We start from the raw sequence: 23,302 nt of genomic DNA on the forward strand, positions 1-23,302 counted from the left end.
GGTGCGGTCAGCGGGTCTTATAGAAACCCACGGAGTCGATATAGGTGCCGACATTGTCGACGGCCCCGGTCTCGCGCAGCTCGAGCGTATTGGTGCCGTCGCCGGTGCCGCCGGTGACGTCGAATTCATAGGTCTGCCAGACGTTCTCGCCCGGTGCGGCCACGCCGACGAACTCGCCGCCCCAATAGACCTCGACGGCGTTGTTGCCGATTATGTCGGTGGCGGCGAAGGCGATGCGGTAGGGCTCGTCGGCCTCTGCGTTGTCGAACGTCTGTGTGATCTGGAGGTTGCCGGGCGACTCGCCCATGTCGAGGAACCAGCTTCCGTCATGGACATCGGCGCCGCGGTAGCCGTCCCACTTGATCTCGAAGTTGAGGCCGTTCGCTTCGGTCCAGCCTTCGATCGACTCGGCATCGAAGCCCCAGCTCGCGGTTGGCAGGCCGAGCACGGTCTCGAAGGAGCCGTTGTTGATGTCGACGGTCAGATAATCCTCGTCGCTTTCGCCGGTTACGGCTTCGGAGACGGTCGAGGCGAAGACCTGCGTGCCGCCGTTGACGAGGCCGCTGGACGCGATGGCGAGGGCTGCGCCGAGCGCGGTCAGAAGCACCCACTCGACGGTGACGGTGCCGTCTTCGCGGCGCAGGAAGCGGCGGATGGCAAGAGGCGTGGCAGACATAAGGATCGTCCGATTCGGGTCAGGTGGCAGGGCGTTAACCGTCTCTTTGCCAGCCGACCGGGGCGAAGCTTCGCAGGAATCGTGACGTTCCTAAGGCAAGGCGTCGCCACCCATCCGCGCCAGCGCGACCGGCATGCTCCGCCGCAACGCGTCGTCGAGGTCGCCCATCGTCACCGGCAGGCCCAGATCGACCAGCGACGTCACACCGTGCCCGCTGATGCCGCAGGGGACGATTCCGTCGAAATGGCCGAGATCGGGCTCCACGTTGATCGAGAGCCCATGAAAGCTGACCCATTTGCGCAGCCGGATACCGATGGCCGCGATCTTGTCCTCGCGCGGGGTGCCATCGGGCAGGGGCGGCTTGTCGGGCCGCGGGACCCAGACGCCGACCCGGCCCGCGCGAATCTCCCCCCGGATGCCAAATTCGGCCAGCGTGTCGATCACCCAGGCTTCCAGCGCGGCCACGAAGGCCCGCACGTCATGCCCGCGCGCGCCCACGTCGAGCATCGTGTAGACGACGCGCTGGCCCGGCCCGTGATAGGTGTACTGCCCGCCGCGCCGCGCCTCGTGGACGGGAAAGCGGTCGGGATCGACGAGATCCTCGATCCGCGCGCTGGTCCCGGCGGTGTAGAGCGGCGGATGCTCCAGAAGCCACAGCGCCTCGGCCGCCGTCCCGGCACGGATACCCGCGACGCGCGTCTCCATCTCGGCCAGCGCGGTCTCGTAGGGCACGGGGGCCGGGGAGGTGATCCATTCGGGCAGCATCGGGTGCGGTCTAGGCGGCGCGGGCCGTCGGGGGAAGGGGGGCGAGATTTCCACTTTCCTTCCTCCTGCGGCTTCGCTAATCCCCCGCCACGGCCCAAGGGCGTCACGCGGTCGTGGCGGAATTGGTAGACGCGCAGCGTTGAGGTCGCTGTGGGGTAACACCCGTGGAAGTTCGAGTCTTCTCGACCGCACCACCGCCCTCGAGGTCCATGACACGCCGCCCCATCGGGGCGGCGTTCGTCGTTCTGGGGGACGGTCGGGGACGAATCCGATCAGGCCGTGCGCGGCTTGAAGAGGCGGAACGCCGGTCGCGTCTCGGTCAGCTTGATCTCGCCATGACGCTGGTTGCCCAGGGCGAGCGTCGCCTCGCGCAGGACCTCGATGCCGTCATGGGCGTCCTTCGGGAGCGCGGCACCGTCGATCGGGCGTCCGACGGTGACGTGGTAGGGTTGCACGTCCTTGTTGAGCGTCTCGTGGAAGAGCGTGATGTCCCGCAGCGTCGGGTGGATCGCGTCGAAGCCGTAGAACATCGCCGAATTGCGCGCACGGATGTGGACGGGGATCACCGGCAGCTCGAACTTGCGGGCGATCATCGCCGCACTCGCCATCCATTCGCGCTCGTGCAGGCGCAGGCCGCGGCGCTTTGCCAGGCGGCCGGCGGGGAAGATCACACCCAGACGCCCGGCCTCGAGCGCGCGACGGGTCGCGGCCATCGTCTCGCGGGTCTTCGAGACGCTCCGCTTCTCCTCGCGCCACTCGACCGGGACGATGATGTCCTCGAATTGCGGCAGCACGCGCAGAATGTCGCTGTTGGCGTAGTAGAACGCGTCCGCGCGACGCCGCATCAGAAGGTCTTGAAGGATGATGCCGTCGGCGATGCCGGTCGGATGGTTCGCCACGATCAGCGCGGGGCCGGACCGCGGCACGTGATCCAGCCCGTCCGAGGTCACCCGGCGGGCGATGCGGCGGGCGAGGTCCGCCATGATCGCATCGACCGGCAGGTCGAGGTAATGCGTCCCGATCTCGACCGACCGCTCATACGCCAGAAGACGCCCCAGCACGGTCCACGCGGCCCGCGACGTCAGGCTGCGATCGAACAGCCAGGGCGCGCGTTCGGCGATCAGCGGGTCGAGTCGGTCCTTCATGGTGCACCTTGGATCGGGCAGACGTGACGGGATCGTGACGCTTCGTCCTTCATGTGCTGAAATAGGGGGCAGGTCCCCCCGTTTCTACCGCAAATTGAGTCGCTCGCACCCGCAGGCCGCCCATTGCCGACGGGTTCACCGTCCGCCCGAGACGTCTAGCACGGTGTCCGTGACGTAGCCGGCATGATCCGAGAGAAGCCAGAGAATGGCGCGCGCGACCTCCTCGGCGGTGCCCGCGCGGCCCATCGGTACGGTGGGGCCCAGCCGGTCGACGCGATCCGCCTGACCGCCCTTGCCGTGGATCGGGGTCGCGATGATGCCGGGGCGGACGGCCGTCACGCGGATACCCTCGGGCGCGAGTTCCTGCGCAAGGCCCTTGGAGAACACCTCGAGCCCGCCCTTGGTGGCCGCGTAATCTGCGTACTGCCCGGGCGATCCGAACCGTACGGCGGCCGACGAGACGTTTACGATGGCCGCCCCAGACTTCATGCGCCGGACCGCGCCCCCCGCCACGAGGATCGGCGAGGTCAGGTTGATCGCCACCATCCGGGCCACGCGGGCTGGGGTGAACTCCGTGGCGCGGGCGGCTGCATCCACGATGCCCGCGTTGTTCACGAGGCCGTCCAGGCGGTCGAATTCCGCATCGAATGCCTCGAAGAGCGGTGCGACGTTCTCGGGATCGCCCAGATCGGCTTGCAGGATTGCGACGCGCGCACCGGCCGCGCGGCAGGCTTCGGTCGTGTCCTTCACCCCCTGGACGTTGGCATTGTAGTGCAGCGCAAGGTCGTGATCCGTCGCGGCCAGGCGCGCTGTCGCGGCCCCGATGCCCGAGGATGCGCCGGTGATGAGCAGGGTCTTCCGGGTCATGTCGTCTCCGTTTCCATCCGGGCCGTGCGCGTCAGTCGCCCAGCATCCGCGTCGTCATCTCGATCAGGTCGCGGCTGGTCGCATCATCGCGCATCCGCTCGAGCGCGGCACGCATCAGGTCCTGGCGGTCCGCGTCCCAGCGGCGCCATGTCTCGAAGGCCGTGGACATGCGCGCGGCCGTCTGCGGGTTGGCGCGATCGAGCTCGATCAAGCGGTCGGCGACGAAGGCGTAGCCCCGCCCGTCGGGCGTGTGGAACCCGGCGGGATTACCGGCCGAGAGGCCGCCGACCACGGCGCGGAAGCGGTTGGGATTGCCCGCGTCGTAGTCGGGATGGGTCGTCAGCCGCTCGGCGGTGCCGACCGCATCGCGGGGTGCCGCATGTGCGATCTGCGCCATGAACCACTTGTCCATCACCAGGCGGTCGTCCTTCCAATCGGCCTCGAACCGGCCCGCGACGGCCTCGTCCCCGGCTTCGAGCAGGCAGGTGAACGCGGCCATCCGGTCGGTCATGTTGTCCGCCGCGTCATAGGCAGCCCGCGCAGCGGTCCCGCCGTCGGTCATTGTCCGGAGGCGGAGGAGCGTCGCGGCGAAGGCGCGTTTGCCGGCATCCTCGGCCTTGGGGTCGTAGGCGCCGGGCACGCGCATCGCGTCGCGCAGGGCGTCCAGATCCGGGCCCAACCGTTCGGCGATGGCAAGCTGTGCGCGCCGCCGGATGGCGTAGATCGAGTCGGGATCGGGCACCACGCCCACCGCGTGGAGCGATCCCGCGAGATCGTCTTCGGACGGGAGCGCCAGCGCCAGCGCGCGGAACGCTGGATCGGCCGCAATGTCGGTCGCGAGAGCGGCGATCGCGTCGAGCCAGGCCGCGTCGAACGCCCGGTCGTCGGACACGGCGCGCATCAGGCGATCCTTGGCGAGCGCGCGCCCCGCCTCCCACCGCGCGAAGGGATCGGTGTCATGTGCCAGGAGCACCAGACGATCGGTGTCGGACTGGTCGTGCTCGAGGATCACGGGCGCCGAGAACCCGCGCAGCATCGACAGGACCGGCCGCGCGTCCATCTCGAATTCCAGCACTTCGGTCGGCATCTCGAGGACATGGACGCGCGTCTCAAGCACCTCGGCCCCCTCGGCATCCAGCGCCCCGAAGGCCAGCGGGATCGCCATCGGCGCCTTGTCGGGCTGACCGGGTGTGGGCGGCACGTCCTGTGTCAGTTCCAGCCGCCAGACGCCATCAGCGTAGCGTTCGGACACACCGATCCGCGGCGTGCCCGCCTGCGCGTACCAGAGTTTGAACTGCGCGAGGTCGACCTTGCACGCCTCCTCGAAACAGGCGAGCCAGTCCTCGATCGTCGCCGCGTCCCCGTCATGCCGCTCGAAATAAAGCGCGCAGCCCTTGGCATAGCCTTCGTTCCCCACGATCCGGCGCAGCATCCCGATCACCTCGGCGCCCTTTTCGTAGATCGTCGAGGTGTAGAAATTGTTGATCTCGACAAAGCTTGTCGGTCGCACCGGATGGGCCAGCGGACCCGCATCCTCGCGGAACTGTCGCGCGCGGAGCGTCAGCACGTCGCCGATCCGCTGGACGGCGGCCGAACGGGCGTCCGCCATGAACTGCTGGTCGCGGAAGACGGTCAGCCCTTCCTTCAGGCAGAGCTGGAACCAGTCGCGGCAGGTGATGCGGTTGCCGGTCCAGTTGTGGAAGTATTCATGCGCCACGATCCGCTCGATATTGGCGTAATCGGCATCGGTCGCCGTCTCGGGCGAGGCGAGAACGTAGCGCGAGTTGAAGATGTTGAGGCCCTTGTTCTCCATCGCGCCCATGTTGAAGTCGTCGACGGCCACGATGTTGAACACCGAGAGGTCATAGGCCCGGCCATAGACCTTCTCGTCCCAGGCCATGCTGCGCTCCAGCGCGTCGAGCGCGTAAGCCGTGCGCCCCTCGTCGCCGGGGCGCACCCAGACGTTCAGCTCGACCTCGCGGTCCTCCATGGTGGTGAACCGGTGCGTCGTCGGCACAAGATGGCCCGCGACCAGCGCGAAGAGATAGGTCGGCTTGGGCCAGGGATCGTGCCAGACGGCGTGGCCTTCGGTGATCTCTCCCACGGGATCGCCGTTCGACAGGAGCACCGGCAGGTCCGCGTCGATCTCCACGTCGTAGGTCGCCATCACGTCGGGGCGGTCCAGCATCCAGGTGATGCGCCGGAAGCCCTCGGCCTCGCATTGGGTGCAATACATCCCGTTCGACATGTAGAGGCCCGAGAGCGCGAGGTTCCGCTCGGGCGCGATCTCGACCTCGGTCTCGAGGAGGAACGCGTCTGGGGCATCGGAGATCGTCATGCGGTCACCGTCGATCACGGGGCTGATCTCGGCCCCGTCGAGCGTAACGCGAAGCGTCTTCAGGCCCTCGCCGTCGAGCACCATGTCGCCCGGTCCCCGCCGTTCGCAGGTCAGGCGAGCGTGAACCCGCGTCGCCAGCGGATCGAGCCGGAACGACAGGTCGACATGGGTCACCGTGACCGGGACGGGCGCGTAGTCGCCAAGATGGATCGTCTGCGGGGCGGGGGTGTCGGTGTCGCGCATTCGGAGCTCCGGGGCCTAGGGGTTCGCCAGAGGTAGGCGGTGGCGCGCGTGCTGCCAATGCGAAAGGCTTCTGGGCCAACGGCGCATCGCGAACTATCTGACGAGCATGCGCGCCCTGCGTATCCTGACCACCGGAGGTCCGATGTCCGTCCTCTCCGCATCTTTCGCCGCCCCTCGGCGGTTCGCCTGATGGCGCGGATGCTGCGCAAGGGCGACCTGCCGCAGAAGACCTGCGCGACCTGCGGCAAGCCCTTCGCGTGGCGCAAGAAATGGGCCAAGGTCTGGGACGAGGTGCGCTATTGCTCGCAGCGGTGCCGACAGGCGCGATCCATCCAGGAATGACGCATGTCCAAGGGGGTGAGACGCCCGCGTCATGGGCCGATCCGCTGGGCGGTCAAAGAACCTGACCAATTTCGGTTGCCGCCGGAAAACCGACGCTCTAGCTAAGCCGCATCGCAGCCGAGGAGGGACGCATGCGCACGGAGAAGTACGGCCTGGATGTTGCCACGGAGCTCGTCCGCTTCATCGAGGACGAGGCTCTGGCCGGCACCGGCGTCGCGGCTGACGATTTCTGGTCCGGGCTGGCCACGCTGGCCATCGATCTTGCGCCGAAGAATGCCGCCTTCCTCGCCGAGCGGGCCGAACTCCAGCGCAAGATCGACGACTGGCACATCGCGCGGCGGGGCCAGCCGCATGACGCGGCGGCCTACACCGAATTCCTCTCCGAGATCGGCTACCTCGTGCCCGAAGGCGTGCCCTTCACGATCGAGACCTCCAATGTCGATCCCGAGATCGCGTCGACGCCCGGCCCGCAACTCGTGGTGCCGATCACCAATGCCCGGTATGCCCTGAACGCCGCGAACGCGCGGTGGGGGAACCTCTTCGATGCGCTCTACGGCACAGATGCGCTGGGCGACCTGCCCGACGGTCCGGGCTACGACCCCGCGCGCGGGGCCCGCGTGATCGCCCGCGCCAAGGCGTTTCTAGACGAAGCCGTCCCGCTGGACGGGGCGTCCTGGGCGGACGTGACCCTGCTCGACGAGGTGGACGGCGCGCTGGTCCTGAAGGCCGGCGACCGCGACCTGACGCTGGCGCGGCCGGACGCCTACGAAGGCTGGGTGCGCGACGGCGCCACGCTGCGCATCCTTCTGCGCAACAACGGGCTGGGCATCGTGCCCGTCATCACCCGGAGCGGCGATATCGGGCGCGACGACGCCATGGGCCTCGACGCGCTGCATCTGGAATCCGCCGTCTCGGCGATCATGGATTGCGAGGATTCCGTCGCCTGCGTCGATGCCGAGGACAAGGTCGTCGCCTATCGCAACTGGCTCGGGCTGATGCGCGGCGACCTGACCGAGGAGGTGGCCAAGGGCGGTACGACCTTCACGCGCGTCCTGAACCCCGACATGGAGTTCAACACGCCGGACGGCGGGCGGCTGACCGTAAAGGGCCGCGCCCTGATGCTGATCCGGAATGTCGGGCACCTGATGACGAACCCGGCGATCCGCCTGCCGGATGGCAGCGAGATCCCCGAGGGTCTGATGGATGCGGCGGTCACCACGCTGATCGCGATGCACGATCTGGCCAAGCAAAACGGTCCGCGCAACTCGGTCGAAGCCTCCGTCTATGTCGTGAAGCCCAAGATGCACGGACCCGCCGAAGTCGCCTTCGCCAACGAGATCTTCACGCGGGTCGAGGCGCTGCTGGGCCTGCCGATCCATACCGTGAAGCTGGGAATCATGGACGAGGAACGCCGCACCTCGGCCAATCTCGCGGAATGCATCCGGGCCGCGCGCAACCGCGTCGCCTTCATCAATACGGGCTTCCTCGACCGCACGGGCGACGAGATCCACACCTCGATGGAAGCGGGGCCGATGCTGCCCAAGGGCGAGATGAAGTCCACGCCGTGGATCGCCGCCTACGAGGATCGCAACGTCGATATCGGGCTGGCCTGTGGCCTCAAGGGGCGGGCGCAGATCGGCAAGGGCATGTGGGCGATGCCCGACCGGATGGCCGAGATGCTGGAGCAGAAGATCGGCCATCTGGAGGCCGGGGCCACCTGTGCCTGGGTGCCGTCGCCCACCGCCGCGACGCTTCATGCGACGCATTATCACCGCATCGACGTGCTGGCCCGACAGGACGAGATCGCGGCGGGCGGGCCGCGCGGAACGCTGGCGGATCTGCTGACGATCCCGGTCATGGAAGGGCGCAACCTGTCCGAAGGCGAGGTCACCGCCGAAATCGAGAACAATGCGCAAGGCATCCTCGGCTACGTCGTGCGCTGGGTCGATGCGGGCATCGGATGCTCGAAGGTGCCGGATATCAACGATGTCGGGCTGATGGAGGATCGCGCGACCTGCCGCATCTCCAGCCAGGCGCTGGCGAACTGGCTGCATCACGGCGTCGTCTCCGAGGACCAGGTCGAGACCGGGATGCGCAAGATGGCCGCCAAGGTCGACGCCCAGAATGCGGAAGACCCGACCTATACGCCCATGGCGCCGGGCTTCGACGGAATCGCGTGGAAGGCGGCAAACGACCTCGTGTTTCAGGGCCGCGACCAACCGTCGGGCTATACCGAGCCGGTGCTGCATCGTCGTCGGCTCGAATTGAAGGCGGGCTGAGCGCAGTGGTGGACCGGCTGATGGTGAACCGGCTCTGTGCCGATGTGGCCGGGGCCGCCGCCTTCTACGAACGCCTTCTCGGGCTCGAGCGGCGGTTCACTTCGGACTGGTTCGTCCTTCTGGGATGCGAGCGGGTCGCAGGGATGGAGCTGGGTCTACTGGACCGCGATCACGACACGGTGCCCGACGGCACGCGCGGTGCGGCTGCGGGCACCGTGCTCACCTTCGTCGTCGCCGATTGCGACGCGATCCACGCCCGCGCCCGCGACATGGGCGCCGAGATCGTGCAGCCGCCCGCGGATACCGCGTACGGCCAGCGCCGGATGCTGCTCCGCGACCCGGACGGGGCCATCATCGACGTCAGCGCGCCGACCGCGCCCGCACCGCGGGGGGCCTGAGCGCGTGTCCGTGCGCCGCGATTTCCCCGATATTCCGCCGGTCTGGTGGGCCGCGACGGCGCTTCTGCAACTGGGCGCATCGCTGCTGTGGCCGAGCGCGATCCTGTCCGGACCTGCGGTGGCGACCGTTGGCATCCTCATCGGCGTTGCAGGGTTGGCACTCATCGGGTGGGCGGCGCTCTGGTTCCTGCGCCGACGCACCACGATCGAGCCGCGCGACACGCCGACGACACTGATCGTCGAGGGGCCGTTCCGGCTCAACCGCAACCCGATCTATACCGGCCTTGCCGCGATGCTGATCGGTTGGGGGCTTTGGCTCGGGAGCCTGCCTGCGCTGGCCCTCGCGCTCATCTTCCCCCTCGTCATCACCCGCCGCTTCATCCGCGAGGAAGAGGCCACGCTCCGGCGCATCTTCGGTGCCGAAGCCGACCACTACATCGCCACGACCCGGCGGTGGTAATCCCGACCCGCAAGGACCTGACATGCCAGAACTTTCGCTCGCCCGTGCCCGCAAGATCATCAAGGCGACCCTCACCCGAGGCCATGAAATGGGGCTGAAGCCCCTCTCGGTCGTCGTCCTCGACAGCGGCGGGCACGTGACGGCCTTCGAGCGCGAGGACGGGGCCGCTCCCGGTCGTTTCCCCATCGCCCACGGCAAGGCGTACGGCTCGATCATGCTGGGCATGGCGGGCCGGGCGCAGATGGCGCGGGCCGAAGCGCAGGCCTATTTCATGGCCGCCGTGAACGGCGCCTATGGCGGTCAGGTCGTGCCCGTTCCGGGCGGCATCCTCGTGCGCGACAAGAAGGGGACGGTGATCGGCGCGATCGGCGTCACGGGCGACACGTCGGATAACGACGCCGAGGCGGGGCTCGCAGGGATCGAGGCCGCGAACCTCGTGGGCGAAGCCTGAACGGACTGTGCGAACGGGCCGAGACGTCCCTGCGTCAGCGGGACTAGGCCCACGCCGCCGCTCGGGCTAGAACCGTTCCAATTCCGGAGGACCGCATGCGCCCGATCGTCGGCATTATCTCGAACGCCTTTCTCATCAACGACCAGTATCCCGCCCATGCCAACGGGTCGATGAACACGGATGCCATCGCCCACGTCTCGGACGCGATCGCGCTGACCTTTCCGGCCGATCCCGCCGTGTCGCGGACCGAGGAGCTGCTGGAGCTGTTCGACGGATTTCTTTTTACCGGGGGGCGACCCAACGTGCACCCCGAGGAGTATGGCCACGCCGAAACCGAGGCCCATGGCGCCTTCGACCGCGACCGCGACCGGGTGGCCTTGCCGCTGATCCGGGCGGCGGTCGAGCGGGGGCAGCCGGTGCTTGGCATCTGTCGCGGCTTTCAGGAGGTGGCGGTCGCCTTCGGCTCGACGCTCCATCCCGAGATCCGCGAATTGCCGGGCCGTGACAATCACCGGATGCCACCCGACGGCACGCTCGAGGAGAAGTTCGAGCTGCGCCACGACGTGAGTTTCACGCCGGGCGGGCCCTATGCGCGGCTGATGGGGGCGGACACGGTGCGGACGAACACGCTGCACGGGCAGGGGATCGACCAGCCGGGTTCGCGCGTGGTGATCGACGGGCGGGCGCCCGACGGCACGCCCGAGGCGATCCTGATCGACGGCGCGCCGGGCTTCTGCCTCGCCGTACAGTGGCACCCGGAATACAAGGCCGCGGAGGACCCCGCGTCCCGCCCGCTCTTCGAAGCGTTCGGCGATGCGTGCCGGGCTTGGCGCGCCGGTCGCGCGGCGCCTCTGCGCGCGGTGGGCTAGCCGCGCCTCAGGACCAGAGCGCGGGATCGCGCCACGGCGCCGGCACCGTCAGGACGCCCGCCACCGGGCGGCCCGTCCCCTGCCATGCCGCGCGCCACGCGGCGGGAAGCGGGTAGGGCGGCGCAACCGCGCGATCTTCCGAGAACCCGAACTTTGTGTAGAACGCCGGATCGCCCAGCACCATGACGCGGGCGCCATTCGCCTCGGCGATGGCCGCCTCGATCAACGCGCGGCCATGGCCTTGGCCCTGCGCGTCTGGTGCGACGGCCACAGGTCCCAGCAGATAGCCGGTGTCGTCCCCGATCTCGCAGCGCGTGAGCGCGGCATGAGCCACGATCGGCGTGCCGCGTGTGAGGTGGATGGTTGCAGGCTCGGACGCGAGAGCGGTGACGAGCGGGGCGAGATCCTCGTCGGGAAAGGCAGCATGGTAGAGCCCTTGCAACGCACTGGGATCGACGGGACCGATCCGGGGTCGATCAGAAGCCAAAGAGCCGCTCCGGGTTCGCGACCAGAACGCGGTGGCGGACCCCGTCGTCCGGGCAGACGCGGTCGAAGGCGTCGAGGGCCACGCCCGCCGGGGCCACCTTCGCCCCGCCCAGCATGATATGCGGCCAGTCTGAACCCCAGAGGCACTGATCGGAGTTCGCCGCCAGAAGGGCCGCGACATGCGCGTCGGCGGCATCATAGGGCGGCGCGCAATGGCGGTAGAGCGCCGAGAGCTTCACCCAGACCGCACCGTCGGCCACGAGGTCGCGCAGCACCCGGAAGCCGGGCGCGTCGATCCCGGCGGCGAGATCGGGCCAGGCGATATGGTCGAGCACGATGGGCACTGGCATCGCGCGGATGCGGGGCGCGAGATCGACGAGATGATCTTCGGCCCGGAGCAGCATCTGGACCTGAAGGTTTCGATCCGCGAGGCGGGGGGCCATCGCCTCGACGCCCTCCCAGCTCAGCACGCCGCCATGAACGTAGTTCAGCCGCACGCCCACGATCCCGGCGGGACGCAGCGCGTCCAGCTCGGCATCCGTCGCGGTATCCGTCACGAGGGCTATTCCGCGCGTCCGTTCAGACCCGAGTGCCGCGATGCCCCGCGCCATCAGGCTGTTGTCGGTGCCGTATAGGATCGACTGGACGATCACGGTCCGCGCGATCCCCAGCGTGTCCATCTGCGCGCGGTAGGCGGCGAGATAGGCGTCGAAATCCCACCCCTCGGCCGGATCCTCGACGCGCCCGTCCCAAAGCGGCGCGTCCTTCGGGCCGCCGAGCATGTGAATATGCGCGTCGCAGGCGCCTTCGGGCGCCCGGCGGGCCGGCGAAACGGGAGGTGGCGGCGGGTCGGATGGTTTAAGGCTCATTGCCCCCGGTGTGCCCCGAGCGGCAGCGCCCGTCCAGCCTCGCCTCAGCTTTCGTTCGGGCCGCGCCGCATCCGGATGACGCGGCGGATCATCTCCCAGCCGCGCGCGGCCTCGCGGTCGCCCGCATCGCGCTCGGATCGGGCCCGCTCGGCCGCGTGGGCCTCGGACCGGTCGCCCATCAGGTCGTAAAGACGGTGGGCCTGACGCACGGCTTCGCTTTGTTGCAGCATGATGTCCTCCCTCCATGGTTGACGCCGTCAGCATAGCACATTCCAGGCCCGTGGGGCAGGGCGGCCGGTCCGGTCAGCCGTATTGCGCCAGCATCTCCAGAAGGTCGTCATGGGTATTCGCCTCCTGCACGGGCTTGTCGGTGCGCCAGCGCAGCATTCTGGGAAAGCGCAGCGCCACGCCGGACTTGTGGCGCGTGCTCTCCTGAATGCCCTCGAAGCCGATCTCAAAGACCTGCTCGGCGGGAACCTGACGCACGGGACCGAACCGGGCCAGCGTGTTGCGCCGCACCCAGTGGGTGATCTTGCGGAACTCGGCATCCGTCAGGCCGGAATAGGCCTTGGTGAAGGGCACCAAATCGTTGCCCTTCCAGACGGCGAAGGTGAAATCGGTATAGAGGTTCGCGCGCCGTCCGTGCCCGGCCTGCGCATAGACCATCACCGCGTCGATGGTCAGCGGATCGAGCTTCCATTTCCACCAGTCGCCCTTCTTGCGGCCAACATGGTAGGGCGCGCTCCGCCGTTTCAGCATCATGCCCTCGGACTGGCGGTCGCGCGCCTCGGCGCGGGTCGCGGCGAGATCGTCCCACGTCTCGAACGGGGCGATGGGCGACAGCTTGACCGGCGCGTCGGGCGGCAGGTCCGCGCAGAGCGCTTCGAGCCGGGCGCGACGCGCGGCGAAGGGGGTCGTGCGAATGTCGCGGCCCCCGTCCTCGAGGAGATCGTAGGCATAGAGCATCGCGGGCGCCTCGGTCAGGAGCGATTTCGGCACCGTCTTGCGCCCGATCCGCTTCTGGAGGGCGGCGAAGGACATCGGCTGATCCGCCGCGCCATCCCAGGCGAGGATTTCGCCGTCGAGAACGGTCCCGTCGGGCAGGAAGTCGCCCGCGCGCGCGAATTCCGGGAAGCGGTGGGTGATCAACTCCTCGCCCCGGCTCCAGAGGTGATGCGTCCCGCCCCTGAGGATCAGCTGGCCGCGAATTCCGTCCCATTTCCATTCGGCCAGCCAGTCGACGGGATCGCCCAGAACCTCCGGCCCGTCGCCACTCCCCGCCGCATCGGCCACACCGTGGGCAAGGCAGAACGGGTAGGGGCGCGACAGGTCCGCCTCGGGGTCGGGCGCGACGATCAGTGCCGCGTAGCTGGTGGTTTCGGGCGTCCAGTTGCCCATGATCCGATGGGCCAGCTCGGCTTCTTCGATGCCCGTCGCCTGCGCCAGTGCACGGGTCATCAGCTTCTGGCTGACGCCGACGCGGAAGCCCCCGGTGATGAGCTTGTTGAAGACGAAGCGTTCGGCCCCGGCCAGCCCGTCCCACGCCGCCTCGATCATCGCCCGCTTCTCGGACTCCTCGGCCTTCGACAGCGCCCGGATATCGGCGATCCAGTCCGACAGGCTGCGGTCGGCAGTGTGTTTCGGATCCGGCAGCACGAGGTGGATCGTCTCGGCCAGGTCGCCCACGACGTCGTAGCTGGACCGAAAGAGCCACATCGGCAGGCCCGCGATCTCCGCCGCCCATTCCGCGAGACGGGTCGCTGTCACGGTCCGCTTCGGCCGCCGCCCCGACAGGAGCGCGATGGTCCAGAGACGGTCGGCATCGGGTGCGTCGCGGAAGTAGTCGGCCAGGGCCGCGGTCTTGACGCTGGTCTTCGTCGTCTGGTCCAGCGCGGTGAAGAGGCGGGCGAAGCGCTTCATTGCCGGATATGTCCCGCGATCCGGACCAGCGCGCGGTCAGCGGCGGCCGAGCGGCCCGCGAAGATGTGGTAGTCATGGGGCACGCCGGGCTGGGCGTGCAGCGCGACCGCGACGCCGTCCGCCCGCATCCCCTGCGCGAGGCGGCGGGCGTCGGATTCGAGGAATTCGCCCTTGGCGATCTCGATCAGGGTGCGGGGCGCGCCCCGATAGGACCCGAAGACCGGCGATACGGTGGGATCGGTTGCATCGGCCCCGGCGACATAGGCGCGCTGGAAGCGGCGAAGCGTGTCTTCGCTGAAAAGCAGTTCGCGATGCGGCGCGGGTTCGCGGTCGGGGCGCAGATCGGTGCCGGGCGAGATCAGCGTGACGGATTGTGGCGCCGTCCCCCGCGCCAGCATGTCCTGCAGCACCACGAGCGCCAGCGTCCCGCCTGCGCTGTCCCCGGCCAAGTGGAACGGGCCGGGCATCGCGCGGGCGGCGCGGCGGGTGTCGTCGGGGGCGGCGGGCCAGGGATGCTCGGGCGCCAGCCGGTAGCGGGGCACCCAGACCTCCATCCCCGTCGCGCGCGCAAGGTGACCGGCAAAGCCCGCATAGCCTTCGGGCGAGCCCATCACGAAGCCGCCGCCATGGAGATACAGCATCCGCCCCGACGCCGCCTCGGGCAGTGTCACGCGGGCCGGGATGCCGTCCAGATCGCGCCATTGTGCACGCAGCCCCAGCCGCTCCGTGATGATCGGCAGCGTCAGGGCGAAGGCCCGGCGCTGGACCGTCCATGGCACCGGCAGCGCCAGCAGCGGGCGCTCGATCCAGGGTGCGGTGACCCGGCGAAGGGCGTCGAAGGCCGCGCTCATGCCTCGGCGCCTTCCGCTTCGAGCAGCTCGTCACCGAACTCGGTCTGCACGATCTCGGCATCGAAGCCCTGCTCCTCCAGCCATCGCCGGAAGACCGTGGTGTAGCCATGCGTCGCGAAGATGCGGGTCGCGCCGGTCTCGGCGATGGCGGCATTCAGGCCCTTCCAGTCGGCATGGTCGCTGATGACGAAGCCCCGGTCGGCGGCTCGCCTGCGCCGCACGCCGCGAAGCGCCATCCAGCCAGAAGCGATCCCCTGGCTCTGGGCGCCGAAGCGCCGGGCCCAAGGCTGCGCCAGCGCGCCCGGCGGCGCGATGACCAGCGCGCCGGGATGGGCCTTGAGGTCGGTCTCGGGAGTCACGCGGATCGTATCGGGCAGGGACACCCCTTGGCCGCGGAGCACCGCGTTGGTATTCTCGACCGCGCCATGGGTCAGGATCGGACCGATCTCCGTGTCGGCCATCGTCATGACGCGCTGCGCCTTGCCCAGCGAATAGGCCCCGATCAGGCTGGTCCGCCCGGCCTCGCGATTGGCGCGCCACCAACCGTTCAACTGATTGGTCAGGACGTCCTCCGGTTCCCAGTCGAAGACCGGCAGGCCGAAGGTGCATTCGGTGATGAACGCGTCGCAGCGCACCGGCTCCCACGGCTCGGACAGTGCGTCGGGCGCGGTCTTGTAGTCGCCGGAGACGCACCAGACCTCGCCCTTGTGCTCGATCCGGATCTGCGCGCTGCCGGGAACGTGACCGGCCGGATGGAAGCTGACCGTGACCCCGTGAATGTCGCGCCGTTCGCCATAGGCGATGCCCTCGGCGGTGATGTCGCCCAGCCGATGCCGGATCACGGGCAGCGCCGCGTGGGTCGCGAGGTAGCGGCCGTGGCCGGGATAGGAATGGTCGGCATGGCCATGCGTGATCAGCGCCCGATCGACCGGATGCCACGGGTCGATATGGAAGCGCCCGGCGGGGCAGTAGATTCCGCTTTCGGTGAATTCGAGGACCATGCCGGACTAGCTAGGGCGCGACCGGGCCTACGACAGGGCGGGATCGGCATGACGGTTGCGGCGGTGCCTTGAAGGCAGCCGACCGAGCACGCGGTGCGAAAGGCGGACGATAGATACAGCGGTGGGGCGGCGAGGTGCGGTCGGGCCGGATTGGCCCAGCGTCCATTGCTGAGTGTTGGCGTGCGCGCCACATTTGCCTCAGGCGTGCCTCGTCAGCGATCGGTTGGTGCGTTGAGGGCCCGGGAGCAGTGACCGAGTGCCGCGTCGAGACATTTTCACGGGTGCCCGACCGCTGTGCTGCGACCGATGCGTCAACCGACTCGCACGATCCGATCGCCTGCGGTCATCTTCCTGAAGAACCACTCTGCGTCCGCCGGATTTCCATCAAGCTGGCTCGCACACTGCCCCTTCACGCACCTCTTGCGCTCTGTCATGGCATCCCGGAGCGGCATTCCCTCGCGCCCTGACAGCTGCCCGACCCGACATCGCGGCCCCGCGCATCATACCTGTCTCGGCCGAAGACACCCCGATCCCCGCGCCATTACCCATCGGCCGGCTTCAGCTCCAGATCGCCCGCGGCCTCCGCCTCGCGGATCGCGGCGACGATTGCGAGCATTCCGGCTTCCGCCTCTTCGGGCTGGACGTCGTCCCTGTCGGCGGCGTCTTCGCGGATCTGGGAGGCCAGGCGCGTCGAGATGTTCGACAGAAGGAAGTCGACGACCTGCGCCTGGCTTTCGGGCGCACCGGCGACCACGGCCGCCAGCTTGTCGGGCGCCACGGCGCGGAGCGCGCGCGGCACGTCGCGGGGATCGAGCCGCTGGGGCACATTCTCGAACGAAAAAACGCTGGCGCGGACCTGTCCTGCGAAGGTCGCGTCGCTTTCGTCGAGGGCGTCGAGCAGCCCCCGGCGCAGGTCGGAGCGAGCGGCGTTCAGGATCTCACCGATCCGCGCCTCGGGCGTCGTGGTGAAGGCCCGCGCGGGTGCGGCGCAGGTCTGGCGTCCAAGCGCGAGGCCGATCCGGGCGAGGGCTGCGGGCCCGATCTCGCGGGTGCGCGAGAAGGCGGCGGTGACGCCATTGGCGCGCGTCTCGTCCATCTGGCCCAGCAGCCGGGCGGCGCGCTCGGGGACGAGCTTCGACAGGATGATGGCGCAGATCTCGTCGCTTTCCTCGGTCATCATCTCGGAGATGTCGGCGTCGGGCTGTGCGGCAAGCTTCGCCCAGGTCGCGTCGCCCACCACGAGATTGTCGCCCAGCTCGGCCGTCATCGCCTCGACCACCTCGAGGGAGAGCGCGCCGTCGAACCCGGCGATGATCCGGGCGGGATCGCGCGGGAAGTGGAGGCCGATCGAGTCAAGCTCGCCCGCGAATTCGCGCACCACCGCGGCCAGCGTCCGGCGGTCCACGAAGCGCAGATCCGCGAGATCGGAGACGAGGCGACGCTGCTGATGCGCGGGCAATTCGCGGATTCCGGGGTCGACGCCGCCCGAGACGAGTAGGTGGATGACCACGGCCGCCTTCTGGCGCGGCGACAGCCGCCGGATGGGCGCGTCGGCGCCAAGGGTCGGGGTCAGGTCGGACATCGGCGCAGGCAGCCTTCGGGTCGCGGGGGGGTGCCCGGATCTCTAGCGGCCGCGCCTTAACGTTCCGTTGCCGCCGTCCTCAATATCCAACGGTTTCGCCCGCGATGGCGGCGGCGAGTGCGATCTCGGGCCAGGTGCCCCGCGCCCCGTGCGCGCGCAGATGCGCCAGTTGCAGACGCGCCTCATCCATGCGGCCCGCTTCGGCGAGGCCCTGACCCATATAGCTTCGCGCGAGGACGTGGCCCGGATCGAGCGCCAGCGCAGCCTCGTAGAGCACCATCGCGCCGGCGAAATCGCCGCTCTTGCGGGTTGCGAAGCCGCGAACGGTCAGCGCATCCGCCGCCTCGGGGTGGTCGAGCGTGGCAAGGACGGCCAACGCGTCATCGGCGCGCCCGAAGGCGGCCAGCTCGCGTGCACCATCGAGGCGGGTGGCATCGTCGAGGCGGCTGTCGCGCGCATCGACGCAGGTCTTGGTCCTAGCGTCGAAGACCTGCGCGCCGGTGCAGCTCTCGGAGGTCTGGGTCGGCGTGGAGGGCTCACCGCCGGCCGCAAAAGCGAGGCCGGGCAGGGCGGTCAGGATGGCGGCGAGGGCGAGGGGGCGCATGGCATTCTCCGGGTGCGGGTTCGCCACGAAGCCTAGCACGTCCCCCTGCCAAGTCGCATCACATCGTGGCGAGCCCGGCATCCTCGGGCGCGCCGACCATCAGGTTGAGGTTCTGCACCGCCGTCCCGGAGGCCCCCTTGCCGAGATTGTCGAGCACCGCGATCACGGTCACGCGGCCCGCACCATCCCCCTGCACCGTCAGGACCATGCGGTTGGTGCCGTTGAGCGACTGCGGGTCGATGCGCTCGCCCGGAAGCTCGACGGACACGAAGGGATCGCCCGCGTAGAAATCACGCAGCGCGGCCTCGATCCGGGCATGCCCCGCGATTTCGCCCGGCAGGTGGTCGGCATGGAGATGGAGCTGAACGGCCATGCCCTGCGCGAACGCGCCGACCGAGGGCTGGAAGAGCGGCATGCGGTCGAGCCCGCCATAGGCGACGATCTCGGGCAGGTGCTTGTGGGATTGACCGATCGCGTAGAGGAAATAGTCCGGCAGCGTACCGCCGTCGTATTCCTCAATCAGCGCCTTGCCGCCCCCGGTATAGCCCGAGATGCCCGTCAGGGTGACGGGATGGTCGGCGGGCAGGATGCCGGCTCCCGTCAGGGGGCGGATCATCGCGATCGACCCCGTGGCGTAGCATCCGACATTCGCGACCCGCGCGGCCGACCGGATGCGGTCCCGCTGGCCAGGGAGTTCGGGCATACCGTAGACCCAGCCCGCGGCGGTCCGATGGGCCGTCGAGGCGTCGATGATCCGGGTGTCGCCCGCAAGGTCGATCGCCGCCCGCGCGGCGGCGTCGGGCAGGCAGAGGATCGCCACGTCGGCGGCGGCGAAGGCGTCACGGCGGGCGGCGTCATCCTTGCGGCGCGCGGGCTCGACCTGGACGAGGCGGACATCGTCGCGCCCCTCCAGCCGCTCGCGGATCTGAAGGCCGGTGGTTCCGGCCTCGCCGTCGATGAACACCGATGTGGTCATGGCTCGCCTCCAAATTGTGCCGCGGGGATACGCCGCGCCGCGCGCCGTCGCAATGGGCGCGGGCCAGGCCCTATTGCGCGGCCCGTCGCCGTAGGAAGGCCGACAGCTTCGGCAGTGCCGCCCGGAGCGTCTCTGCGGGGTTGCCGAAGCCGATCCGCAGGTAGCCTTCGGCTCCCATGACGGCGCCGGGGGTCAGGAGCACGCCTTGCTCGTCGAGGAGGTCGAGGCAGAGCCGCTCGGAGGGCAGGTCGAGGTCGTAGCGCAGAAGGCCGACGGTCCCGGCGCGGGGCCGCACCCAATCGACCAGCGGCTCGGTCGCCAGCCAGTCGTCCACGATGGCGAGGTTGTCGCGGGTGATGGCGCGCGACCGCGCGAGGATCCGGTCCGCCTGTTCGAGCGCGATGGTCGCCAGATGGTCGTCGATCCGCCCGACCGAGATGGTGGTGTAGTCGCGGTGATGCGAGACGGCCTCGAGGACGTCGGGCGGGCCGACGACCCAGCCGAGCCGCAGTCCCGCCATCGAGAACGCCTTCGACATTCCGCCCGTCGCGATGCCACGCTCGTAGAGATCGACGACCGAAGGTGTCGCGCCGGGTCCCGTCTGCGCCGTGCCGCGATAGACCTCGTCCACGAGCAGATCGGCACCCGCCGCCCGCGCGATTCGGACGATCTCGGCCAGAAGGTCGCCGTCGATCAGGCTTCCTGTCGGGTTGTTGGGGTTCGTCAGCGCGATCATCTTCGTGCCCGGCCGTGCCGCCGCCTGCAGCGCATCGAGATCGGGCAGCCAGTCCTCGGGGCGGAGCGGAACCTCGACCACCTCCGCGCCGAGCGCCTTCGGGATCGAAACGTGCTGCTGATAGGTCGGCACGAGTGTTACGACCCGGTCGCCCGCACCCACCATGGCCTGCCAGACGAGTGCGTTGGCCCCGGCGGTCCCGTGGCAAATCATGACATCCGCAGCCGCCCGATCGGCATAGAGCGCGGCGATGGCCCCCCGGAGGGCGTCCGAGCCGGGGATGGCGCCATACGTCATCTTCATCGCCAGGAGTGCCGACAGATCGTCGTCGTTTCGCCCTGCCAGCCGCAGCAGTTCGCCAACCGTCAGGCTGTCGACGCAGGTCTCGGCGATGTTATGGCGGCATCGCGTCTCATGGGCGTTCATCCACATCTCAACGCCGAATGGATCGATCTGCATCGCGGTCTCCCTGTTCCGCCTTCGGACGGCTCGCGATGGGTTTGGTCGAGGCGGCAGCGATGGGCAAGCGGCGGGGCGTGCCCCAACGTCAGGTGGCCCGATCCCTCGTGGCGTGTCTGCGGACTGGCGCGGTCGATCTTTTGGCAAGCGATCTCGCCGCGTCCGACCGCGCGCGACGTCAATTCACACAGGCTGCGGCGCTTCATATACGCGTGGTGCGCCCCGGTATTCGGCGCGACCGCGCCCTCCGGCGGGCGGCGTTCAAAAGGGTTCGAGATCGACAAATGTTGCGCTAGATGGGAAGAAAATCACCCGGTTAGCCCTTCCGTTGCATACCGCGGAAGGGCTATGAAGCCGCACCCAACCGGTTGCATGAGGCAGGCCCGTGAACGAATGGATCGACCCGAGCGACCTCGCGCTCGACAATTGCGACCGCGAGCCGATCCACCGGCCGGGCCGCATCCAGCCCTTCGGCGCGATGCTGATCGGGCCGCTCGATCTGTCGCGGATCGACTTCGCCAGTACCAATCTCGCCGAGGTGCTCGACCACGACGCCAAGTCCGTTCTGGGTCAGTCCTTCCACACCGTGCTTGACCCGAAGGTCCTGCACGACATCCGCAACATGCTGACCCTCCCGACCGCCAAGACCCAGCGCGAGCGCGTCGGCGTGGCCGAGGTCGCGGGGCGTCGCATCGAGGTTTTCGCCCATCGCAGCCCGGACGACCGCGCCGTCGTCGAGCTCGAACCGGTGCAAGCCCCAAGCGTTGGCGATCGGGAACACCCGATCGACCGGATGCGCCTGTTCCTGGCGCACGCGTCGCGGCAGGACACGCTGAACCGCTTCCTGCAGTCCTGTGTCCACGGCCTGCGCGATCTCCTGGGCTACGACCGGGTCCTCGCCTACCGCTACTCCGCGAACGGCGATGGCGAGGTTGTGGCCGAGGCGCGCATGCATGACATCGAGAGCCTGCTTGGCCTGCGCTACCCGGCCTGGGATGTGCCGACGCAGGCGCGGACGATGCAGATCAAAGCCCCGCTCCGGATGTTGAGCGATGTCCACCAGACGCCGGTCGGCCTGCTGGGGCACACCGAAGATCCCGAATCCGTCGACATCTCGCTGGCGCATCTCCGCGGCGTGTCGCCGATCCATGTCGAATACCTCGCGAATATGGGTGTCCACGCGACGCTGACGATCGGCTTGATCGTCGAGGGACGGCTCTGGGGCATGTTTGCGTGCCATCACCGGCAGCCACGCACCACGCGTTCGGATGTCCGCATCGCGGCCGAACTCTTCGGCCAGATGGTGTCACTACTTATCCAGCAGCGGACCGAGGTCGAGATGCTGGACGCGCGCAACAAGGCCGAAGCGGCGCGGCGCCGGATCCTCGCCGAGACCGATGCCGCGACGGACCTGCTGCACTCGTTCCCCGAAATGGAGAAGATCCTCGCGAAGGTGATCGCCTGCGACGGACTTGCGATCATCCGCGACGACAAGCTCCAGACCTCGGGCTCCGTGCCATCGGCCGAGGCGATCCGGGCCATCGGCAACCGGCGCCCCAGCAGCTTCGACCTCGTCGAAGGGACCACCACGCTGGCCGCCGAGGGCTGGGCGGGGTCGCATGACCTCGGCGCAAGTGCCGGGTGCCTGATTATCCGCTGCGCGGCCGTGGCCCCGCTGCAATTGCTGTTCTTCCGGGACGAGAAGCTTCTGCAGGTCACATGGGCCGGCAAGCCGCAGAAGGACGTGTCGATCGGGCCGCACGGCGCACGGCTCAGCCCGCGGGGCTCGTTCGAGGCCTATTCGGAGGAGCAGAAGGGCCGGTCGGTGGACTGGACGGGGTTCGATCTGGAAGCCGCGAGCGAGTTGCAGCGCCTTCTGACCCAGATCACCGCGCGCGGCGAGCGGGCCGAGATGAACCGGCACAAGGACCTGATGAACTATCAGCGTCAGCAGGACCTTATGATCGCCGAGCTGAACCACCGGGTGAAGAACATCCTCGCGCTCATCCGGTCGCTGTCACGGCAGGCCAAGGCGTCGTCGGCGTCGCTGGAAAGTTACGCGCAGGCACTGGAGCAACGGATCGCGGCGCTGGCCGCGGCGCATGACCTCGCGGTATCCAACAGCATGAGCGGTGTGTCGCTGCGCGGCATCCTCGAGACCGAACTGGCGCCCTTCCTCTCCGAGGACAGTGCCCAGGTCCTGATGAGCGGACCCCTCATCGGGCTCAGGCCCGACGTCGCCCCGATGATCGCGCTCGTCTTCCACGAGGTGGTCACCAATGCCACGAAATACGGCGCACTCAGCACGTCCGAGGGTCTCGTCCGCACGAAGTGGACGATCGAGGGCGGCGAGCTGCAATTCTCATGGAAGGAACTCGGCGGACCCGAGGTCAAAGAGCCCGAACGGCACGGCTTCGGCCGCACCCTGATCGAGAAGGCGATCCCCTACGAATTCGACGGCACGGTCGAGATGGATTACGCACCAAGCGGCGTCACCATGTCGTTCCGTCTGCCGGCCGATACGCTGATCCAGATGACGGAAGAGACGCCGTCCAAGGTGGTGGGCAAGATCACCGAGATCCGGCAGGTCGCGTCGGGGGCGCGCATCCTTCTGGTCGAGGACAATATCGTCCTTTCGATGGATATGGTCGAAAGCCTGACCCGGCGCGGGGCCGACGTGGTCGAGACGGCCGCCACCGTCGAGGAGGCGCTGCGCCTGATCCGCAAGGAGAAATTCGACGCGGCTATTCTCGACATGAACCTGCGCGGTGTCGTCAGCTTCGCGGTCGGCGACGAACTGATGGCCAAGGGCGTGCCCTTCATGTTCGTGACGGGCTACGGCTCGACGGTTGACGTGCCGCCATCGTTCAAGGACGTGCCCATCCTCACCAAGCCGGTGGATGACGGAACGCTCGCCGCGAGTCTGGCCGAGCTTTTGCCATCCGACCTGTCCCAGCCTTGACCGCGGCCGCCGATGGCGGGCGC

At 68.7% G+C, this 23,302-nt stretch carries 22 protein-coding genes and 1 tRNA gene; 8 read left to right on the forward strand and 15 right to left on the reverse strand.

Annotated features, from left to right (window positions below; all coding sequences use genetic code 11):
- Positions 1-7: 7 nt before the first annotated feature.
- Positions 8-676, reverse strand: coding sequence for a hypothetical protein (locus Q0833_RS06380; protein ID WP_298431396.1), 669 nt, complete (start codon positions 674-676; stop codon positions 8-10).
- Between the two features lie 90 nt (positions 677-766).
- On the reverse strand, positions 767-1,438 hold the full coding sequence (lipB, locus tag Q0833_RS06385; RefSeq protein WP_298435022.1) for a lipoyl(octanoyl) transferase LipB: 672 nt from the start codon (positions 1,436-1,438) through the stop codon (positions 767-769).
- Between the two features lie 110 nt (positions 1,439-1,548).
- On the opposite strand from lipB, the gene Q0833_RS06390 reads away from it, so the two are divergent.
- Positions 1,549-1,635: transfer RNA gene (locus Q0833_RS06390), tRNA-Leu, on the forward strand.
- A 78-nt stretch (positions 1,636-1,713) separates the two neighbouring features.
- Here the strand turns inward: Q0833_RS06390 and Q0833_RS06395 are convergent.
- The 3 genes from Q0833_RS06395 to pepN all read right to left on the reverse strand — a co-directional run bounded on the left by Q0833_RS06395 (position 1,714) and on the right by pepN (position 6,034).
- A complete protein-coding gene (locus Q0833_RS06395) occupies positions 1,714-2,586 on the reverse strand; it encodes a 1-acyl-sn-glycerol-3-phosphate acyltransferase (RefSeq protein ID WP_298431398.1) in 873 nt (290 codons plus the stop codon).
- Between the two features lie 135 nt (positions 2,587-2,721).
- Entirely contained in the window at positions 2,722-3,453 is a 732-nt protein-coding gene (locus Q0833_RS06400; protein WP_298431400.1) for an SDR family oxidoreductase, read from the reverse strand.
- 31 nt (positions 3,454-3,484) lie between these two features.
- On the reverse strand, positions 3,485-6,034 hold the full coding sequence (gene pepN / locus Q0833_RS06405; protein ID WP_298431402.1) for an aminopeptidase N: 2,550 nt from the start codon (positions 6,032-6,034) through the stop codon (positions 3,485-3,487).
- A gap of 189 nt (positions 6,035-6,223) precedes the next feature.
- Between pepN and Q0833_RS06410 the strand changes: the two genes are divergently transcribed.
- From Q0833_RS06410 to Q0833_RS06435, 6 genes are all read left to right on the forward strand, one after another.
- Positions 6,224-6,376, forward strand: a complete 153-nt coding sequence (locus tag Q0833_RS06410) for a DUF2256 domain-containing protein (protein WP_298431404.1) — start codon at positions 6,224-6,226, stop codon at positions 6,374-6,376.
- Between the two features lie 131 nt (positions 6,377-6,507).
- Positions 6,508-8,655 (forward strand): malate synthase G, encoded by a 2,148-nt coding sequence (locus Q0833_RS06415; RefSeq protein ID WP_298431406.1) that lies wholly within the window; start codon positions 6,508-6,510, stop codon positions 8,653-8,655.
- Between the two features lie 8 nt (positions 8,656-8,663).
- The gene (locus tag Q0833_RS06420) at positions 8,664-9,053 is read left to right on the forward strand and encodes a VOC family protein (RefSeq protein ID WP_298431408.1); all 390 of its coding nucleotides are present in this window, start codon (positions 8,664-8,666) and stop codon (positions 9,051-9,053) included.
- Between the two features lie 10 nt (positions 9,054-9,063).
- Positions 9,064-9,513, forward strand: coding sequence for an isoprenylcysteine carboxylmethyltransferase family protein (locus Q0833_RS06425; RefSeq protein ID WP_298431410.1), 450 nt, complete (start codon positions 9,064-9,066; stop codon positions 9,511-9,513).
- Between the two features lie 22 nt (positions 9,514-9,535).
- Entirely contained in the window at positions 9,536-9,964 is a 429-nt protein-coding gene (locus tag Q0833_RS06430; RefSeq protein ID WP_298431412.1) for a heme-binding protein, read from the forward strand.
- A 95-nt stretch (positions 9,965-10,059) separates the two neighbouring features.
- Positions 10,060-10,833 (forward strand): gamma-glutamyl-gamma-aminobutyrate hydrolase family protein, encoded by a 774-nt coding sequence (locus Q0833_RS06435; RefSeq protein WP_298431414.1) that lies wholly within the window; start codon positions 10,060-10,062, stop codon positions 10,831-10,833.
- 7 nt (positions 10,834-10,840) lie between these two features.
- On the opposite strand, the gene Q0833_RS06440 is transcribed toward Q0833_RS06435, so the two are convergent.
- The 10 genes from Q0833_RS06440 to Q0833_RS06485 all read right to left on the reverse strand — a co-directional run bounded on the left by Q0833_RS06440 (position 10,841) and on the right by Q0833_RS06485 (position 20,317).
- Entirely contained in the window at positions 10,841-11,320 is a 480-nt protein-coding gene (locus Q0833_RS06440) for a GNAT family N-acetyltransferase (protein WP_298431416.1), read from the reverse strand.
- Positions 11,310-12,101 (reverse strand): amidohydrolase, encoded by a 792-nt coding sequence (locus tag Q0833_RS06445; RefSeq protein WP_298431418.1) that lies wholly within the window; start codon positions 12,099-12,101, stop codon positions 11,310-11,312. The genes Q0833_RS06440 and Q0833_RS06445 overlap by 11 nt, the downstream gene beginning before the upstream one ends.
- A 131-nt stretch (positions 12,102-12,232) precedes the next feature.
- Positions 12,233-12,418 carry a hypothetical protein gene (locus tag Q0833_RS06450; RefSeq protein WP_298431420.1) on the reverse strand — a complete coding sequence of 62 codons (186 nt, stop codon included), beginning with the start codon at positions 12,416-12,418 and terminating at the stop codon, positions 12,233-12,235.
- Positions 12,419-12,491: 73 nt separating this feature from the next.
- Positions 12,492-14,108: an ATP-dependent DNA ligase gene (locus Q0833_RS06455; protein ID WP_298431422.1), complete on the reverse strand. Its 1,617-nt coding sequence runs from the start codon at positions 14,106-14,108 to the stop codon at positions 12,492-12,494.
- Positions 14,105-14,959: an alpha/beta hydrolase gene (locus Q0833_RS06460; protein WP_298431424.1), complete on the reverse strand. Its 855-nt coding sequence runs from the start codon at positions 14,957-14,959 to the stop codon at positions 14,105-14,107. Before Q0833_RS06460 ends, Q0833_RS06455 begins: the two co-directional genes overlap by 4 nt.
- Positions 14,956-15,960 (reverse strand): ligase-associated DNA damage response exonuclease, encoded by a 1,005-nt coding sequence (locus Q0833_RS06465; protein ID WP_298431426.1) that lies wholly within the window; start codon positions 15,958-15,960, stop codon positions 14,956-14,958. The genes Q0833_RS06460 and Q0833_RS06465 overlap by 4 nt, the downstream gene beginning before the upstream one ends.
- A gap of 541 nt (positions 15,961-16,501) precedes the next feature.
- Positions 16,502-17,542: a FliG C-terminal domain-containing protein gene (locus Q0833_RS06470; RefSeq protein WP_298431428.1), complete on the reverse strand. Its 1,041-nt coding sequence runs from the start codon at positions 17,540-17,542 to the stop codon at positions 16,502-16,504.
- Between the two features lie 79 nt (positions 17,543-17,621).
- Positions 17,622-18,146: a tetratricopeptide repeat protein gene (locus tag Q0833_RS06475; RefSeq protein ID WP_298431430.1), complete on the reverse strand. Its 525-nt coding sequence runs from the start codon at positions 18,144-18,146 to the stop codon at positions 17,622-17,624.
- Positions 18,147-18,204: 58 nt separating this feature from the next.
- Entirely contained in the window at positions 18,205-19,122 is a 918-nt protein-coding gene (gene argC / locus Q0833_RS06480; protein ID WP_298431432.1) for an N-acetyl-gamma-glutamyl-phosphate reductase, read from the reverse strand.
- 70 nt (positions 19,123-19,192) lie between these two features.
- On the reverse strand, positions 19,193-20,317 hold the full coding sequence (locus tag Q0833_RS06485; protein WP_298431434.1) for an aminotransferase class I/II-fold pyridoxal phosphate-dependent enzyme: 1,125 nt from the start codon (positions 20,315-20,317) through the stop codon (positions 19,193-19,195).
- A gap of 385 nt (positions 20,318-20,702) precedes the next feature.
- Between Q0833_RS06485 and Q0833_RS06490 the strand changes: the two genes are divergently transcribed.
- The gene (locus Q0833_RS06490) at positions 20,703-23,279 is read left to right on the forward strand and encodes an HWE histidine kinase domain-containing protein (RefSeq protein ID WP_298431435.1); all 2,577 of its coding nucleotides are present in this window, start codon (positions 20,703-20,705) and stop codon (positions 23,277-23,279) included.
- Positions 23,280-23,302: the final 23 nt, after the last annotated feature.

The sequence above is a fragment of the uncultured Jannaschia sp. genome (assembly GCF_947503795.1).
In the GTDB taxonomy this organism is placed as follows: domain Bacteria; phylum Pseudomonadota; class Alphaproteobacteria; order Rhodobacterales; family Rhodobacteraceae; genus Jannaschia.